Consider the following 16030-nt stretch of genomic DNA (forward strand, 5'->3'; position numbering starts at 1 on the left):
CGTCCTCATAAACGGATCGACAGGCCATCGGCCAGGGATTGGCGATAGGCGCGCCAGGCCGGCACGCTGCCCATCAGCAACGCGGCGATCAGGATGCCACCGAGCAGCATCCATTCATACTCGCTCGGCCAGGACAGCGGCAGATACAGACCATAGTTGGCCTGCACATAACCCTGGGCCGCCGCAATGCACACATACAGCAACGCCACGCCAGCGATCACGCCCGACAGCGCCAGGGCGAAAGCTTCGAGCACCAGCAGCGTCGCGATGTGCCAGGGTCGCGCACCCACCGAACGCAGGATCGCCATTTCCCGACGGCGTTCGTTGAGGCTGGTGAGAATGGCCGTGAGCATGCCGATCAACCCGGTCAGCACCACAAACAGCGAGACCACGAACAAGGCTTTTTCCGCCGTGCCCATCAGGCTCCACAGCTCTTGCAGCGCCACGCCCGGCAGGATCGCCAGCATTGGCTCACCACGGAATTCATTGATTTCCCGTTGCAGGGCAAAGGTCGAAATCTTGTTGTTCAGACCGAGCATGAACGCGGTGATCGCTTGCGGCGTGAGGTCCATGTTACGTGCCTGATCGGCCGTGATTCGGCCCTCGCCCCGGGCCGGCACGCCGTTATGCCAGTCGATGTGAATCGCTTCCATACCGCCAAGGCTGATGTGCAGCGTGCGGTCCACCGGCGTGCCGGTGCGTTTGAGAATGCCGACCACGGTGAACGGCTTGTCGTCGTGCTTGACCAGACTGATCGCCGCCACGCCGTGGGCCAGCACCAGTTTGTCACCGAGTTTGTAGTGCAGTGCCTCGGCCACTTCGGCACCGAGCACCACTTCGAACGGGTCGCTCGCAAACGCCCGGCCATCGGCCAGCTCCAGGTGTTGCTGGCGGCCATACTGGTAATGCTCGAAGTAGGCTTCGGTGGTGCCCATCACCCGATAGCCGCGATGGGAATCACCGAGAGACATCGGGATCGCCCATTTCACTTTCGGGTTGCTGGCGAAGTGCTCGAAGCTGTCCCAGCGGATGTTGTTGGTGGCGTTACCGATGCGGAATACCGAGTACAGCAACAGGTTCACCGAACCTGAGCGGGCGCCGACGATCAGGTCGGTACCGCTGATGGTGCTGGCGAAACTGGCCTTGGCTTCAGTGCGCACGCGCTCCACCGCCAGCAGCAGGCACACCGACAAGGCGATGGCGAACGCCGTGAGGATCGCGGTGAAGCGGCGGTTAGCCAGGCTGGCCATGGCTAGACGAAACAGATACATCTCAGACCTCGGACGGGGTGGCGGCGCGATTGAGTTCGGCCAGCGACAGGTTGTGATCGAACAGCGGCGCCAGGCTCTGGTCGTGGCTGACGAACAACAGGCTCGAGCCGGCTTCGCGGCACTCGGCGAACAGCAGGCGAATGAAGTTCTCACGGGCGTCGTAATCGAGGGCCGAGGTCGGCTCGTCGGCGATCACCAGTTCCGGTTGACCGATCAGTGCACGGGCGGCGGCGACCCGTTGCTGCTGGCCGATGGACAACGAATCGGCGCGGCGACCGAGGATGTTCGCATCCTTCAGACCCAAGTGGGCGAGCAGCGTCGCGGCCGCTTTGTCGACGCTGCCATGACGCTGTTTCGCCCGTTCGGCACGCAGTGTCGAGAAGTGGCAGGGCAGTTCGACGTTTTCACGCACCGACAGAAACGGCAGCAGGTTGAACTGCTGGAAGATGTAGCCGGTGTGATCGACGCGGAAGTGGTCGCGGGCGCCGGCCGACAGTTGCGTCAGTTCCTGGCCGAGCAGGCGGATGCTGCCGCGATCGGGTTTTTGCACGCCGCCGAGCAGGCCGAGCAGGGTGGTCTTGCCGCTACCGCTGGGACCTTTGAGAAACAGGGTTTCACCGCGCTCCAGGCGAAACGCCGGGATGTCCAGCAGTGGCGGGTGACCGGGCCAGCTGAAGCCCAGGTCGGACAGTTCGATGAGTGCTTGGGTCATGTGAAACCGGTTCAGGTTGATGGTGAACCCTGTAGGAGCGAGCTTGCTCGCGAAAAACCTGAGAGCACTGAGGTGAGTCAGGTTTCCAGCGTTATCGTTGACGTCCATCGCGAGCGAGCTCGCTCCTACAAAGGGGAACGAGGTGGATTCAGAATTTGAGGGCGGCAGCCTTGGCCGTCACATCAACGCCTTGCTGCCCGCTCGGGCCGATCAGTTGTACCTGAATCGTCCGAGTGGCCGGGAATGAGTTGAACATGTTCGCCAGGTCCAGGGTCTTCAATGCGTCCGGTGTGGCGCAGGTGAACTGATAATGAGCGTGGATTTCGCTGTGGTCGTGATGATGCTCGTCCTTGGCGTCTTCATCATGGTCATCGTCGGCATCGGGCGTGTCACCGAACAACGGGCTTTCCAGTTCCTGGTTTTCCACCACGCAACCGGCGGCTTTCGGCAGGTTGAACAGGGCCAGCGGTTGTTCAAGCAGAGCGCGGGCCGCGGCGACTTTGGCTTTGTCGGCATCGCTGGTGGCGACGTGTTCGAACCCCACCAGGTTCATGGCCGGGCTTTGCAGTTCCAGCGCCAGGGTCTTGCCGTCCAGCGCCGCGTTCAGGCGCCCAACGCCATGTTCGTGGGCGCCCAGGCTGCCATGCTCGTGATCGTGTTCATCGGCGGCATGGGCGACAGCCAGCGGCAGCATGGCAAACGGCAGAGCGAGGAGCAGACAACGCATGGCGAGTCTCCGAAAAGTAAAATGAAGAAAATGTTATGTAATCTTATAACGTAAGTGTGGAGAGTTTGACTGCCTGCTTGGCGTTGCACAAGTCCCATGGGAGCATGCAGGGAAGAAAAGTGCGGGAGCAGACTTATGTTGCGAATTCGCGGAAGCATCGGCGACTGGCCGGTGGATCTGACCCTGGAGATGGACGATGCGGACTGGGCGCGACTAGGGGCGCAGTTGCAGGTAGAAAAAAACCCGGTCAGCGCCCCGGTGGCGAAACCGCTGAATCAGGATGATGCGCTGTGGCAGATCGCCCGGGATTTGCTGCGTCAGGCCGGACAGTTGAGTGGACCGGACTTGCTCGATCAATTGGAAGGCCTGACCGGCAGTGCGGCGGCGGGCAAGCGCCTGCTGGTGCGCTTGCGCCATTGTGCGGATGTGAAAGTGGAAAGCGGCGGCGATACACCGTTGTACCGCTGGTTGTAGGAGCGAGCTTGCTCGCGAAGAGCCTCAGGGCACCGCGGTCATACCGGTAGCCCTCATTATCGTTGACGCCCATCGCGAGCAAGCTCGCTCCTACAAGGGCAATTCAATACAGCGCGGCAAACAATTTACGACGGTACGTGCTCACCAGCGGGTGATCATTGCCCAGCAACTCGAACACTTGCAGCAAGGTCTTGTGCGGCAAACCTTCGCTGTAGCTGCGGTTGCGGATGAACAACTTCAGCAAAGCATCCAGCGCAGCGTCGTACTGCTGACGGGCCAGTTGCTGGATCGCCAGTTGATAGACCGCTTCATCGTCCAGCGGGTCTTTTGCCAGCCGTGCCTTCAGGTCGGCGGCGTCCGGCAGGTCCTTGGCCAAACCGAGAAACTTGATCTGCGCCTTGGCGCCGGCCAGCGCGGCCTTGTGCTCGTCGCTCTTGACCGCATCCAGCACGGTTTGTGCCTCGCCCAGTTCACCGCGCTCGGTCAGGCAGCGGGCGTACAGGATCAGCGCCTTGGCGTTGGTATTGTCTTCACCCAGGATCACCTTGAGCAATGCTTCGGCATCGGCAAAGCGGCTGTCGTCGAACAACGCCTGGGCCTGTTCGAACGGATCGGCGGCGGCCGGTGGCGGCATCTGCACATGGGGTTCGAGCAGGGCGCGCACGGCGGATTCAGGCTGGGCACCGGCAAAGCCGTCGACAGGCTGGCCGTCCTTGAACAGCACCACGGTCGGCAGGCTGCGGATGCCGAAGCGGGCGACGATGTCTTGCTCGAGGTCGCAGTTGACCTTGGCCAGCAGCAACTCACCCTGATAGCTCTCGGCAATGCTCTGCAACATTGGCATCAGCACTTTGCAGGGCGCGCACCATTCGGCCCAGAAATCCACCAGCACCGGCTTGTGGAAAGAGTTCTCGATCACCGACTGGTCGAAATCGGCAGTCGTGGCGTCGAAGATGTACGGCGTTTCCTGACTCATGGGCAATCTCTTGGAAGCGTGAATGGGGCAACTATACGGCTTGGTGGGGGGCGGCCGGAAGCGGTTGACCGTGAGAGGTGTGTTGCCTGACAGGGCGCCTTCGCGGGCAAGCCCGCTCCCACAGGGATTGAAGTCGCCACAAGATGTGTGGTTCACACCAACCATTGTGGGAGCGGGCTTGCCCGCGAAGCTTTTAACTAGCGCTGTGCATGGTAGAGGCTCACATGCCGAAACTCGTGGGGCTCGGCCAGATCCGGCAGCGTCATGGCTTCGAGCATCTCGATGCGCCGGTACAACGGATGGCGAAAATCCCGTACCCGGGAATCCGCCACCAGCGCCTCTCGGCCGCGACTGAGGAACTGGTCGAGCAGCGGCAGGTTCGCCCGGTCGTACAGCACATCCGCCACCAGAATCAGATCGAAGCGATCAGCCTCGGCGAAAAAGTCCGTCGAGTAGTTGAGCTGCACGTCATTGAGCTCGGCATTCGCCCGACACGCGGCAATCGCCAGTGGATCGAGGTCGCAGGCCAGCACTTCCAGTGCGCCGGCCCTGGCGGCGGCAATCCCCGCCACCCCGGAGCCAGCGCCGAAATCCAGCACCCGCTTGCCTTCGACCCAGTGCGGGTTTGCGGCCAGATAGCGGGCCACGGCCAGGCCGCTGGCCCAGCAGAAACTCCAGTACGGGGGCTCATGCAGGATGCGCCGGGTTTCTTCGGGGCTGAAGGCGCGGTCCATGTTGTCGCCGTCGATCAGCCACAGCTTCAAATCGGTTTCCGGCAACGGGCAGGCCACCAGTTGTGCATCGCCGAGCAATTCAGCCAGGGCCCGTTGCAGGTCGAGCGGTGCACTCATGGGGCTTTGACGAATTGCAATTGGCCCAGGGCCTGGGTGGTCGGCTGGGTAATCAGTTGCGATGGCAAGTGCAGGATCAACTGGCCGGACTGGCTGGCGCGGCCTCGCAGTTCCACACGGGCGCCGGTTGGGAAGGACTCCGGATTGAAGCGCAGGTGAAACGGCAATACCTGGTTGTTGCCGATCAGGCTGGAACTGGCGAGCAATTGTTGCGGGCGGTCTTTTTCGTCGATTACCAGCAATGCCAGCTCGACTTCAGCACCGGCCGGCACGCCCTGCAGGGTGCCGCTCAGCTCACGCTGATAGGCAGGCAGGGGGCCGAGGTCTGCAGCCTCCCGGGCTTTCTTCTGCGCTTGCTGCGGCGCCGGGCCAGGTGTTGGCGGCTGGGGCTTGGGTGCATCGCTGCTGCAAGCCACCAGGAGGCTGAAAACACTGAGCAAAATGAGCGGACGTAACGACATTGGTGGCTCCATAAAGCTGAATTCCATGGATCAAGTGATCATCCCGTCTGTATACCGCAAACCCTATGGCTTGTCTTGCCACCGGGATGCGCTACCATGGCCCTCCCTTTTTTTGTTGCCTGCCACCATGCACTGTCCCTTCTGCGGTGCCAACGACACCAAGGTCATCGACTCGCGTCTGGTCGCCGAGGGCGAACAGGTGCGCCGCCGGCGTGAATGCCTGGCCTGCGGCGAGCGTTTCACGACGTTCGAGACGGCTGAACTGGTGTTGCCGCGCCTGATAAAAACCGACGGCAGCCGCCAGCCGTTCGACGAAGAAAAACTCCGCGCCGGCATGCAGCGCGCGCTGGAAAAGCGCCCGGTGAGCGTCGAGCGCCTCGAATCGTCGCTGGTGCACATCAAACACAAACTGCGTGCCACCGGCGAGCGCGAGGTCAAATCCCTCGTGGTCGGCGAACTGGTGATGGCCGAGCTGCAGAAGCTCGACGAAGTCGCCTACATCCGCTTTGCTTCGGTCTATCGTCGCTTCCAGGACCTCAACGAGTTCCGCGAAGAGATCGATCGCCTGGCCCGTGAACCGGTGAAAGAATGACCACGCCCGCAGAACTTGCCATCCTCGACGCCCATTTCATGGCCCGTGCCCTGGAGCTGGCGCGCAAGGGGCATTACACAACGCACCCCAACCCACGTGTAGGTTGCGTGATCGTGCAGGGTGGGCAGATTGTCGGCGAAGGCTGGCACGAGCGCGCCGGCGAGCCTCACGCCGAGGTCCACGCCTTGCGCGCGGCCGGTGAGCAGGCGCGTGGCGCGACCGCTTATGTGACGCTTGAGCCTTGCAGCCACCACGGCCGCACGCCGCCCTGTGCCGATGCGCTGGTGAATGCCGGTGTGGCCCGCGTGGTCGCGGCGATGCAGGACCCGAACCCGGAAGTCGCCGGTCGCGGTTTGCAACGCCTGGCTCAGGCCGGTATCGCCACCGAAAGTGGTGTGCTGGAGGGTGAAGCGCGAAAGCTCAACCAAGGTTTCCTCAAGCGCATGGAGCACGGCTTGCCGTTCGTGCGGGTCAAGCTGGCCATGAGCCTCGACGGTCGCACGGCGATGGAAAGCGGCGAAAGCCAGTGGATTACCGGTCCGGCAGCACGCTCGGCGGTGCAACGCCTGCGCGCCCAGGCCAGCGTGGTGCTGACCGGCGCCGACACGGTGCTGGCGGACAACGCGCGGTTGACCGTGCGTGCCGATGAGCTCGGACTGGACGCCGAACAAACCGCACTGGCCATGAGCCGGCCGCCGCTGCGTGTGCTGGTCGATGGCCGCCTGCGCGTACCGCTGGATGCGCCGTTCTTCAAGGCCGGCCCGGCGCTGGTCGCCACCTGCGTGGCGGTGGAAGAGCAGTACGCCAACGGCCCGGAATGCCTGATCGTGCCCGGCTACGATGGCCAGGTCGACCTGCGTCAGCTGCTGGTCGAACTCGCCAACCGTGGCGTCAACGAGGTGCTGGTCGAGGCCGGTCCACGGCTGGCGGGTGCTTTCGCTCAGCTTGGGTTGGTGGACGAATTCCAGATATTCATCGCCGGCAAGTTCATGGGTTCTTCGGCGCGGCCGCTGCTGGACTGGCCGCTCGCGCAAATGAAGGATGCGCCGGCACTCAAAATCACCGAAATTCGTGCAGTTGGCGATGACTGGCGAGTCATCGCCATCCCAGTGCCAGCAGCGAGCGTATAATTTCCGGCCATCGCTATAGCGCTGGCTTTGTTCTCGAGGAGAACCTCATGTTTACCGGCATCATCGAATCCATCGGCAGTATTCGTGCATTGACCCCAAAGGGCGGTGATGTGCGGGTTCACGTCGAAACCGGCAAGCTCGACCTGAGCGACGTCAAGCTGGGCGACAGCATCGCGGTCAACGGCGTGTGCCTGACGGCCGTTGAATTACCGGGCAATGGTTTTGCGGCGGACGTCAGTCGCGAAACCCTCGACTGCACCGCCATGAACGACCTGAAAAGCGGCAGCCCGGTCAATCTGGAAAAAGCCCTGACCCCGACCACTCGCCTTGGCGGGCATCTGGTCAGCGGTCACGTCGATGGCGTGGGTGAAGTGGTTGCCCGTACCGAAAACGCGCGCGCCGTGGAATTCCGCATTCGCGCACCCAAGGACCTGGCCAAGTACATCGCCCATAAAGGCTCGATCACCGTCGACGGCACCAGCCTGACCGTGAACGCGGTCGATGGCGCCGAGTTCCTGCTGACCATCATTCCGCACACCCTGAGTGAAACCATCATGGCGTCGTATCAGCCTGGTCGCCGGGTGAACCTGGAAGTCGACTTGCTGGCCCGTTACCTGGAACGCCTGCTTTTGGGCGACAAGGCCGCAGAGCCGACTGCCGGCAGCACCATTACCGAAAGCTTTCTGGCCGCCAACGGCTACCTCAAATCCTGACCCAAGGGGGTGCCTTGTGGCGCTCAATAGCATCGAAGAACTGGTTGAAGACATCCGCCAAGGCAAGATGGTCATCCTCATGGATGACGAAGACCGCGAGAACGAAGGCGACCTGATCATGGCCGCCGAGTGCTGCAAGCCCGAGCACATCAACTTCATGGCCAAGCACGCCCGTGGCCTGATTTGCATGCCGATGAGCCGCGAGCGCTGCGAACTGCTCAAACTGCCGTTGATGGCACCGCGCAACGGTTCCGGTTTCGGCACCAAGTTCACCGTCTCCATCGAAGCCGCCACCGGCGTGACCACCGGCATCTCCGCCGCCGACCGCGCGCGTACCGTGCAAGCGGCTGCCGCCCGTGATGCCAAGGCTGAAGACATCGTCAGCCCGGGCCACATCTTCCCGCTGATGGCCCAGGCCGGCGGCACCCTGGCCCGTGCCGGCCACACCGAAGCGGCCTGCGACCTGGCGCGCATGGCCGGTTTCGAGCCGAGTGGCGTGATCTGCGAAGTGATGAACGACGATGGCACCATGTCCCGTCGTGCCGAACTGGAAGCTTTTGCTGCCGAACACGACATCAAGATCGGCACCATCGCCGACCTGATTCACTACCGGATGATCCACGAACGTACCGTTCAGCGGATTGCCGAGCAGCCGCTGGACAGCGAACTGGGCCAATTCAACCTGGTGACCTATCGTGATTCGGTGGAAGGCGACGTGCACATGGCGCTGACCCTGGGCAACGTGTGTGCCGAAGAACCGACCCTGGTTCGCGTGCACAACATGGACCCGCTGCGTGACCTGCTGATGGTCAAGCAACCAGGCCGCTGGAGCCTGCGCGCCGCCATGTCAGCGGTTGCCGAGGCCGGCAGCGGCGTGGTGCTGTTGCTCGGTCACCCGCTCGATGGTGACGTATTGCTGGCGCATATCCGCGAAACCGCCGATCACGCCGCGGTGAAAAAACCGACCACCTACAGCACTGTCGGTGCCGGTTCGCAGATCCTGCGTGACCTGGGCGTACGCAAAATGCGCCTGATGTCGGCACCCATGAAATTTAATGCGATATCCGGTTTCGATCTGGAAGTTGTAGAATACGTGCCCTCCGAATAATGACCGGTTGTTCCCGGCCTTGAATTCGCGGTTCAAATATCACTGAGGGACGCGTACGAGACGCGTCCCGGCTCTTTAAGAGATCTAACGAATGACCCTGAAGACCATCGAAGGTACCTTCATCGCCCCTAAAGGCCGCTACGCTCTGGTAGTGGGCCGTTTCAACAGCTTCGTCGTTGAAAGCCTGGTCAGCGGTGCCGTTGATGCCCTGGTTCGCCACGGCGTGAGCGAAAGCGACATCACCATCATCCGCGCACCTGGCGCCTTCGAAATTCCGCTGGTTGCACAGAAAGTCGCTCAAAAGGGCGAGTTCGCGGCAATCATCGCCCTGGGCGCAGTCATTCGTGGCGGCACTCCGCATTTCGAATACGTGGCTGGCGAATGCACCAAGGGCCTGGCCCAGGTGTCCATGGAGTTCGGCGTACCGGTTGCATTCGGCGTGCTGACCGTTGACTCCATCGAGCAAGCCATCGAGCGTTCCGGCACCAAGGCCGGCAACAAAGGTGCTGAAGCTGCCCTGTCCGCTCTGGAAATGGTCAGCCTGCTGGCGCAGTTGGAGGCCAAGTGATTAGCGACGATAGCGATCGTTTCAACCCGCGCGATCCAAAGCCTGCGGATGCCGGCAAGCCATCGAAAAGCGCCAAGCGCCGCGAAGCCCGTCAGCTCGCGACTCAGGCGCTGTACCAGTGGCACATGGCCAAGCAGTCGCTGAACGAGATCGAAGCGCAGTTCCGGGTCGATAACGATTTCAGCGATGTCGACGGCGCGTACTTCCGCGAAATCCTGCACGGGGTTCCGCAGTTCAAGACCGAAATCGACACCGCACTCAAGCCTTGCCTCGATCTGACCATCGAAGAGCTGGACCCGGTTGAACTGGCGGTTCTGCGCCTGTCCACCTGGGAACTGCTCAAGCGCGTCGACGTGCCGTACCGCGTTGTGATCAACGAAGGTATCGAACTGGCCAAGGTCTTCGGTTCCACCGACGGCCACAAGTTCGTCAACGGTGTGCTCGACAAGCTGGCCCCGCGTCTGCGTGAAGCTGAAGTGAAGGCGTTCAAGCGCTGATTGGCGCTTGGAATGTTGACACGAAGCCATGGGCGAGTTTGAGCTGATCCGCAATTTCTTCGCCGCCGCGCCTTGTGCGCAGGGCGGCGAAGGCGTTGCCCTCGGGATCGGCGATGACTGCGCCTTGCTGGCTGTTCCTCCCGGGGAGCAGTTGGCGATTTCTACCGATACGCTGGTGGCCGGCGTGCATTTCGCCGATCCCTGCGATCCCTTTCTGCTCGGTCAGCGCTCGCTGGCCGTGGCCGTCAGCGACCTGGCCGCGATGGGCGCCACACCAATCGCCTTTACCCTTGCCCTGACCTTGCCGATGGTGACCGCCGATTGGCTGCAAGCCTATGCCCGTGGGTTGAACACCATGGCGCAAAGCTGCGGCGTGGCACTGGTGGGCGGTGACACCACCCGTGGGCCGCTCAGCCTGACCATGACCGTATTCGGTCGCGTGCCGAGTGGCCAGGCGCTGACCCGCAGCGGTGCGCAGCCGGGCGATCTGCTGTGTGTTGGCGGCGATCTGGGCAAAGCTGCCGGTGCCTTGCCATTGGTGCTCGGCCAACGCACGGCCGACGCGAGCGTTGCCGAGCCGTTGCTGGCCCACTACTGGTCGCCGCAACCGCAGCTTGGCCTGGGGCAGGCGCTGCGGGGCAAGGCCACTTCGGCGATGGACATCTCCGACGGCCTGCTCGCTGATTGCGGGCATATCGCGCTGGCCTCGAAAGTCGGTATCGAAGTCGAGCGGGAGCGTTTACCGCTGTCGCAGAGCCTGGTCGACTTTCTCGGCCGATCGGACGCCCAGGTGGCGGCCCTGAGCGGTGGCGACGATTACGTGCTGGCGTTCACCCTACCGTCCGTCGAGTTGCCGCCATTGCTGGCCGACGGCTGGCCGATCCATGTGATTGGACGGGTGGTGACGGGGCAGGGCGTGACGCTGCTGGACGCCGATGGCCAGGACATCACCCCGCAAACCCGGGGTTATCAACATTTTCGGGAGTCACCGTGACAGATCATCCCAAGCAGGTCCCGGCGGAATTCGTACCGCCGTCGGTCTGGCGTAATCCATGGCATTTCCTGGCGTTCGGCTTCGGCTCGGGCACCTTGCCAAAGGCGCCCGGCACTTGGGGTTCGTTAGTTGCGCTCCCCTTTATTCCGTTGTGGCAGATGTTGCCCGACTGGGGTTACTGGCTGATGCTCGGCATCACCATGCTGTTCGGCTTCTGGCTGTGCGGCAAAGTGGCCGACGATTTGCGGGTACACGACCATGAAGGCATCGTCTGGGACGAAATGGTCGGGATGTGGATCACCCTGTGGCTGGTGCCGGAAGGTTGGCAGTGGTTGCTGGCAGGCTTCTTGATGTTCCGCTTCTTCGATATCCTCAAGCCATGGCCGATTCGCTGGATCGACCGGCATGTGCATGGCGGCGTTGGCATCATGCTCGATGATGTCCTGGCCGGGGTGTTCGCCTGGTTGGCGATGCAGGGACTGGTGTGGTTTTTCGCCTGATCAAGGGATGCCAGGCGATAATCGGGGGAGCAGGGATGGTTCTACGGGGATTGATGGTGGTGCTCGCGATGTTTTGCTCTTTCGCCCAAGCGGGAGGAGAGGGGGCTACGCCGCCGTCGGTGATTCATCTGGCCAGCGAAGACTGGGAAGACTACACCGCCGCCGACGGTCATGGCCTGGGCTGGGACGTGCTGCGACAAGTGTTCGAGCCGGCAGGTGTCAAAGTGCACATCCGCACCGAGCCCTACCTGCGTTCGCTGGGCCTGGCCGAGCGTGGCCAAAGATCCCTCCCGGTTGCGCAGTACCCATATCGCCGAGTTGCCGTTGTACCTTTGCTTTGCCAAGACCCCAAAGGCGCGTAGCTTGATGACCCTGTTCGATCACCGTATGGAGACGTTGGTAAAAAGCGGTGAGCTCAAACCGATCTTCGAGCGCTGGAAACAGCCTTATCCGTTTGATTCGAACTGAAGGGCTGACACAGAGCCCTGTGGGACGCATATCAAACTTTTTGATGGTTATCGCCGATAATTCAGCCTAAGCGTCGCTCGGAACCTGCTGTTACAATGCCGGCTCTGCGAATCTTCAGAACTTTTAGATCAGGAGCACACCGGTGCCTGTCGTTTTTGTCGCCGCTTCCAAGCTGCCAACGCCTTTTGCGCAATTCACCATGCACGGCTTTCTCGATGAAGGCACTGGCCGCGAGCACGTTGTGCTGAGCCTGGGTGAGTTCGACGACGGTGCCCCTGTACTCGGCCGGTTGCACTCCGAATGCCTGACTGGCGATGCACTGTTCAGCCAGCGTTGCGACTGCGGCTCGCAACTGGAGGCCGCTTTACAGGCCATCGCCCGCGAAGGTCGTGGCGTGTTGCTGTACTTGCGCCAGGAAGGTCGTGGCATTGGCCTGCTGAACAAGATCCGCGCCTATGAGTTGCAGGACGGTGGCGCCGATACCGTCGAAGCCAACGAGCGTCTGGGCTTTGCTGCCGACCAGCGTGACTATGCCATGTGCCTGCCGATGCTGGAGCACCTGGGCGTGAAGTCATTGCGCCTGATGACCAACAACCCGCGCAAGGTCAAGGCCTTGACCGACATGGGGATCGCGGTCGCCGAGCGCGTGCCGTTGCACACTGGCCACAACCCGCATAACCGACTCTACCTGGCGACCAAGGCCAGCAAGCTCGACCACATGATGGGCAATGAACATCAGGGCGAGGTAGACCGGGCGTGACCCGGGGTCAGGTTCGGCGGCGACTGTCCGTCAACTGGTGGCAATACCTGGCACTGGCCCTGTTGCCGCTGTTCGTGATCAACGCGATGTTCGGCCAGAGCGAAGCCATTCTGCCGGTGCTGACGATGCCGTTGTTCATCGCCGGTGTCGCTTCGATGTTTGTCAGCCTGAAGTTTTTCGGCGCCTACAAGCACGCGCTGATCGCCACCCAGAAAGCCCTCGATACCCCTGAAGAACCTGGCGCGTGGATCAACCTGGCGGCGAAACGCCGTACAGCGTTCCTTGCCGCCGGCCTGCCAGCGTGGATCGGTGCCCTGGCGGTGTTCGTCGGACTCGAAGCGGTGCCGCTGATGCTGTTGGCGCTGTCGACCGCCGTGCTGTTCTACCTCTACCGTATTCCGCGTCAGCTCGGTTGATGCGCGCGCTCTGGCTGGCGGTTTTGCTGCTGGCCGCCAGCCGATCGGCCATCGCGGTCGAGCGGGTCGTCAGCCTTGCACCGTCACTCTCTGAAATCGTTGTTGAACTGGGTTCTGCCGACCTCCTGGTCGGTGTGCTGGACGCCGGTGAGCGACCGGCTGAACTCAAGAACCTGCCCTCCGTTGGCCGCTATGGCCAGTTGGACATGGAGCGGTTGCTCAGCCTGAAGCCCGACCTGTTGCTGCTATGGCCCGGTAGTATCGGCCCGGCCCAGCGCGACCAGCTCAAGCACCTGAACATTCCCACCTACGTCGCCGAACCCCACAGCCTGGACCAACTCACCGCGCAAATCGAGGCCATTGCCGCTCGGCTCGATCGGCCTGAACGCGGCGTTTCATTGGCCAGCGATTTGCGCCAGCGGTTGGATGCACTGCGTCAACGTTATCGACGGGATCAGCCGTTGCGGGTGTTCTATCAGATATGGGATCGGCCCTTGTACACCGTTGGTGGCGAGCAGATCATCAGCGACGCGCTGGAGGTCTGCGGAGCAAAAAACGTGTTCGCCGACCTGAAGCTGCCGGCACCGCAGATCAGCGTGGAAGCCGTGTTGCAGCGTAATCCCGAGGTGATTCTGGCCAGCGATCAGGCGCAGCTCGACGCGTGGAAAGCCTGGCCGCAGGTGGCGGCGGTAGCACAGGGGCAATTGCGCCTGGTGACGGACAAAGGCCTGGAGCGACCGAGTGGGCAGATGGTTGAGGCAACTGCAAAGCTTTGCCAGTTGATTGCGCCTGGCCGCTGAGAGCGAGGTGCCTGCTTCGCGAGCAAGCCCGCTCCCACAGGGTTCTGCTTTAATCACAAATCTGTAATCCAACCCGAAAACCTGTGGGAGCGAGCCTGCTCGCGAAGAGGCCGGTCCAGACAGTACAGATTCCGGATCAGATTCCAGGCGTCCACGTCACGCCAAACATCCACGCCCGACCTTCCTCGCGATACCCGTACTGGCTGCCCTGGTAGCTGTACAACGCCCGGCTGTAGCCCTTGTCCAGCAGGTTGTCGACCTTCAGCTCCAGCCTGACTTCACGATTGAGCTCCCAACTGCTGCGCAGCCCCAGCAAGGCATAGCCGCCGAGGGGCTGTTGATTGTTCAGGTCGTCATAGCTGCTGCTGACCGCTTGCCAACTGGCGCCGAGGCCCAGGCGATCGAACTGTCGGTCCAGATCCCAACTCAAGGTACGCCGCGCGCGACGGGCCAGGGTGTGGCCCGTGTCACGGTCGCGCGGATCGATGATCGCCACGCCGAGATTGCTCTGCCAGTCGAACAGTTCCTGCTTCAGCGTTGCTTCGAAGCCGTTGATCCGCGCCGAGGCAACGTTCTCGGGGCTCGAGTTGCTGCCGAAGATGATCGCGTCTTCAAGGTCGGTACGATACAGCGACGTTTCCAGTCGACTGCTCTCGGTCAATTGGCTGCGCCATTGCAGCTCATAGCTTTTCGAGGTTTCAGGCTTGAGGTCCGGGTTGCTGAAGTCGGGGTAGTACAGGTCGTTGAACGTCGGTGCGCGGAAGCCTTCGCTGTAGGTGAACAGCACTTCGTTGTCCGGGTTCAGCGGCAGGGTGAAGGTGCCGCTCCAGGTGTTCTGGCTGCCGAACTGCTGGTTGTCGTCGTGACGCAAACCCAGCTCCGTGGAGAAACGCTCGGCCCGATAGCGATGCTGAATGTACGCCGCACGATTCCAGCGACTGTCTTCATCGAACGCGGTGCTGCTGTTGATCCGGTCTTCATACCAGTCACCTCCCAGCAGCAGACTGTTGCGCTCGTTGAGCGTCAGGTCGTTCTGCCAGTTCACCGAATCCCGGTAGGTGTTGAACACGCTGCGTTCGTCACTGAGTTTGTCGAGGGTCTTCTCGCGGTTTTCGCTGTGACCGAGTTCAACACGGGTTTTCCATGCTTCATTGATACGCGCGTCGATGTAACTGCTGACACTGCTCACATCGAATTCGTTGTATGGCTGCTGTTGGACTGCCCCGAACGGGTTGTCGAATTCGCTTTTGCCACGATTATCCAGCGCGTTGGCGCCGATCTCGATGTCATCGCTGAGTGCGTGGCTAAAGCTCATGCTAAACGACTGGTTTCGGTACTCGTCATGGTCGCCGTCGCTGGGGTATGACTCGTGGGTGCGATTGATCCCGGCGCTTTCGTCGAGGCTGGCGCCGAGATTGAAACGGGTGCGCTCATCGCCACCGGACAGGCCAAGGCTGCGCTCCCAGGTCTGGTTGCTGCCAAACGCCGTCTGCAGGCGCGGTTGCAGGCCCTGCTCGCCACCACGGCGGGTGAAGATCTGGATTACCCCGCCAATCGCATCGCTGCCATAAATCACCGAACGGGAGCCGCGCAGCACTTCTACGCGCTCGACCTGATCGATATTGATGTGCTGCAGGTTGCTGTCGCCGGAGGTCGAGCTACCGATGCGCTGACCGTCCACCAGCACCAGGCTCTGGGCTGATTGCGTGCCGCGAATGTAGACACCCGGCACACTGCCGCGCCCGCCGGCCTGCACGATTTGCACGCCCGGTACACGGCGCAGCAGGTCGGTGACGCTATCGGGTTGCAGGCGATCGATGTCGTCGCGGGTGAACACGGTGTTGGCGGCGCTGCTGTCGTTGCGTGCTTCGACCTGGCGGTTGGCGCTGATCAGCACGTCGGGCAGCTTCAGCGCTTGATCGCGTTCGAAGGTGTCGGCGAGGGCGTTTGCGGTTGGCAGAAGAAACAGGGGCAGGGCGAGGCGGGAGAACTTCATGGGTGGTCCGATGGTG

The 16030-nt window shown here is 62.1% G+C and carries 19 protein-coding genes and 1 pseudogene; 13 read left to right on the top strand and 7 right to left on the bottom strand.

Annotation, left to right across the window (positions count from 1 at the left end):
* Positions 1-5: 5 nt before the first annotated feature.
* The 3 genes from AC3WN7_RS03190 to AC3WN7_RS03200 form a co-directional block, all read right to left on the bottom strand.
* Positions 6-1271, bottom strand: coding sequence for an ABC transporter permease (locus AC3WN7_RS03190; RefSeq protein ID WP_102673685.1), 1266 nt, complete (start codon positions 1269-1271; stop codon positions 6-8).
* A 1-nt stretch (position 1272) separates the two neighbouring features.
* Complete coding sequence (locus AC3WN7_RS03195) at positions 1273-1983, bottom strand: ABC transporter ATP-binding protein (protein ID WP_095965758.1); 711 nt, start codon at positions 1981-1983, stop codon at positions 1273-1275.
* A gap of 148 nt (positions 1984-2131) precedes the next feature.
* Entirely contained in the window at positions 2132-2710 is a 579-nt protein-coding gene (locus AC3WN7_RS03200; protein ID WP_102673684.1) for a DUF2796 domain-containing protein, read from the bottom strand.
* Positions 2711-2845: 135 nt separating this feature from the next.
* On the opposite strand from AC3WN7_RS03200, the gene AC3WN7_RS03205 reads away from it, so the two are divergent.
* Positions 2846-3184 (top strand): hypothetical protein, encoded by a 339-nt coding sequence (locus tag AC3WN7_RS03205; protein ID WP_095965756.1) that lies wholly within the window; start codon positions 2846-2848, stop codon positions 3182-3184.
* A gap of 103 nt (positions 3185-3287) precedes the next feature.
* On the opposite strand, the gene trxA is transcribed toward AC3WN7_RS03205, so the two are convergent.
* The 3 genes from trxA to AC3WN7_RS03220 all read right to left on the bottom strand — a co-directional run bounded on the left by trxA (position 3288) and on the right by AC3WN7_RS03220 (position 5472).
* Positions 3288-4160 carry a thioredoxin gene (gene trxA / locus AC3WN7_RS03210; protein WP_095965755.1) on the bottom strand — a complete coding sequence of 291 codons (873 nt, stop codon included), beginning with the start codon at positions 4158-4160 and terminating at the stop codon, positions 3288-3290.
* Positions 4161-4357: 197 nt separating this feature from the next.
* On the bottom strand, positions 4358-5011 hold the full coding sequence (locus AC3WN7_RS03215; RefSeq protein ID WP_102673683.1) for a class I SAM-dependent methyltransferase: 654 nt from the start codon (positions 5009-5011) through the stop codon (positions 4358-4360).
* Positions 5008-5472 carry a YbaY family lipoprotein gene (locus tag AC3WN7_RS03220; protein ID WP_015097013.1) on the bottom strand — a complete coding sequence of 155 codons (465 nt, stop codon included), beginning with the start codon at positions 5470-5472 and terminating at the stop codon, positions 5008-5010. Before AC3WN7_RS03220 ends, AC3WN7_RS03215 begins: the two co-directional genes overlap by 4 nt.
* A 127-nt stretch (positions 5473-5599) precedes the next feature.
* Between AC3WN7_RS03220 and nrdR the strand changes: the two genes are divergently transcribed.
* From nrdR to AC3WN7_RS03280, 12 genes and pseudogenes are all read left to right on the top strand, one after another.
* Complete coding sequence (nrdR, locus tag AC3WN7_RS03225) at positions 5600-6064, top strand: transcriptional regulator NrdR (protein WP_003228656.1); 465 nt, start codon at positions 5600-5602, stop codon at positions 6062-6064.
* Positions 6061-7194 carry a bifunctional diaminohydroxyphosphoribosylaminopyrimidine deaminase/5-amino-6-(5-phosphoribosylamino)uracil reductase RibD gene (gene ribD / locus AC3WN7_RS03230; protein ID WP_102673681.1) on the top strand — a complete coding sequence of 378 codons (1134 nt, stop codon included), beginning with the start codon at positions 6061-6063 and terminating at the stop codon, positions 7192-7194. Before nrdR ends, ribD begins: the two co-directional genes overlap by 4 nt.
* A gap of 47 nt (positions 7195-7241) precedes the next feature.
* Positions 7242-7907 (top strand): riboflavin synthase, encoded by a 666-nt coding sequence (locus AC3WN7_RS03235; protein ID WP_008018158.1) that lies wholly within the window; start codon positions 7242-7244, stop codon positions 7905-7907.
* A 16-nt stretch (positions 7908-7923) separates the two neighbouring features.
* Positions 7924-9015, top strand: coding sequence for a bifunctional 3,4-dihydroxy-2-butanone-4-phosphate synthase/GTP cyclohydrolase II (gene ribBA / locus AC3WN7_RS03240; RefSeq protein WP_007970163.1), 1092 nt, complete (start codon positions 7924-7926; stop codon positions 9013-9015).
* A gap of 91 nt (positions 9016-9106) precedes the next feature.
* On the top strand, positions 9107-9583 hold the full coding sequence (ribH, locus tag AC3WN7_RS03245) for a 6,7-dimethyl-8-ribityllumazine synthase (RefSeq protein ID WP_003228649.1): 477 nt from the start codon (positions 9107-9109) through the stop codon (positions 9581-9583).
* The gene (gene nusB / locus AC3WN7_RS03250; protein ID WP_007970164.1) at positions 9580-10080 is read left to right on the top strand and encodes a transcription antitermination factor NusB; all 501 of its coding nucleotides are present in this window, start codon (positions 9580-9582) and stop codon (positions 10078-10080) included. Before ribH ends, nusB begins: the two co-directional genes overlap by 4 nt.
* A gap of 28 nt (positions 10081-10108) precedes the next feature.
* Complete coding sequence (gene thiL / locus AC3WN7_RS03255; protein ID WP_102673680.1) at positions 10109-11074, top strand: thiamine-phosphate kinase; 966 nt, start codon at positions 10109-10111, stop codon at positions 11072-11074.
* Complete coding sequence (locus tag AC3WN7_RS03260) at positions 11071-11574, top strand: phosphatidylglycerophosphatase A family protein (protein WP_007970166.1); 504 nt, start codon at positions 11071-11073, stop codon at positions 11572-11574. Before thiL ends, AC3WN7_RS03260 begins: the two co-directional genes overlap by 4 nt.
* Before the next feature lie 35 nt (positions 11575-11609).
* A pseudogene (locus tag AC3WN7_RS03265) lies at positions 11610-12042 on the top strand (hypothetical protein).
* Positions 12043-12184: 142 nt separating this feature from the next.
* Complete coding sequence (gene ribA, locus AC3WN7_RS03270; RefSeq protein ID WP_007970170.1) at positions 12185-12802, top strand: GTP cyclohydrolase II; 618 nt, start codon at positions 12185-12187, stop codon at positions 12800-12802.
* Positions 12799-13218, top strand: coding sequence for an MFS transporter (locus tag AC3WN7_RS03275; RefSeq protein WP_095965750.1), 420 nt, complete (start codon positions 12799-12801; stop codon positions 13216-13218). The genes ribA and AC3WN7_RS03275 overlap by 4 nt, the downstream gene beginning before the upstream one ends.
* Positions 13218-14018: a cobalamin-binding protein gene (locus AC3WN7_RS03280; RefSeq protein WP_095965749.1), complete on the top strand. Its 801-nt coding sequence runs from the start codon at positions 13218-13220 to the stop codon at positions 14016-14018. Before AC3WN7_RS03275 ends, AC3WN7_RS03280 begins: the two co-directional genes overlap by 1 nt.
* A gap of 136 nt (positions 14019-14154) precedes the next feature.
* Here the strand turns inward: AC3WN7_RS03280 and AC3WN7_RS03285 are convergent, their stop codons facing one another.
* The gene (locus tag AC3WN7_RS03285; RefSeq protein ID WP_102673679.1) at positions 14155-16014 is read right to left on the bottom strand and encodes a TonB-dependent receptor domain-containing protein; all 1860 of its coding nucleotides are present in this window, start codon (positions 16012-16014) and stop codon (positions 14155-14157) included.
* Positions 16015-16030 lie beyond the last annotated feature (16 nt).

The organism is Pseudomonas sp. FW305-70, from assembly GCF_058783925.1.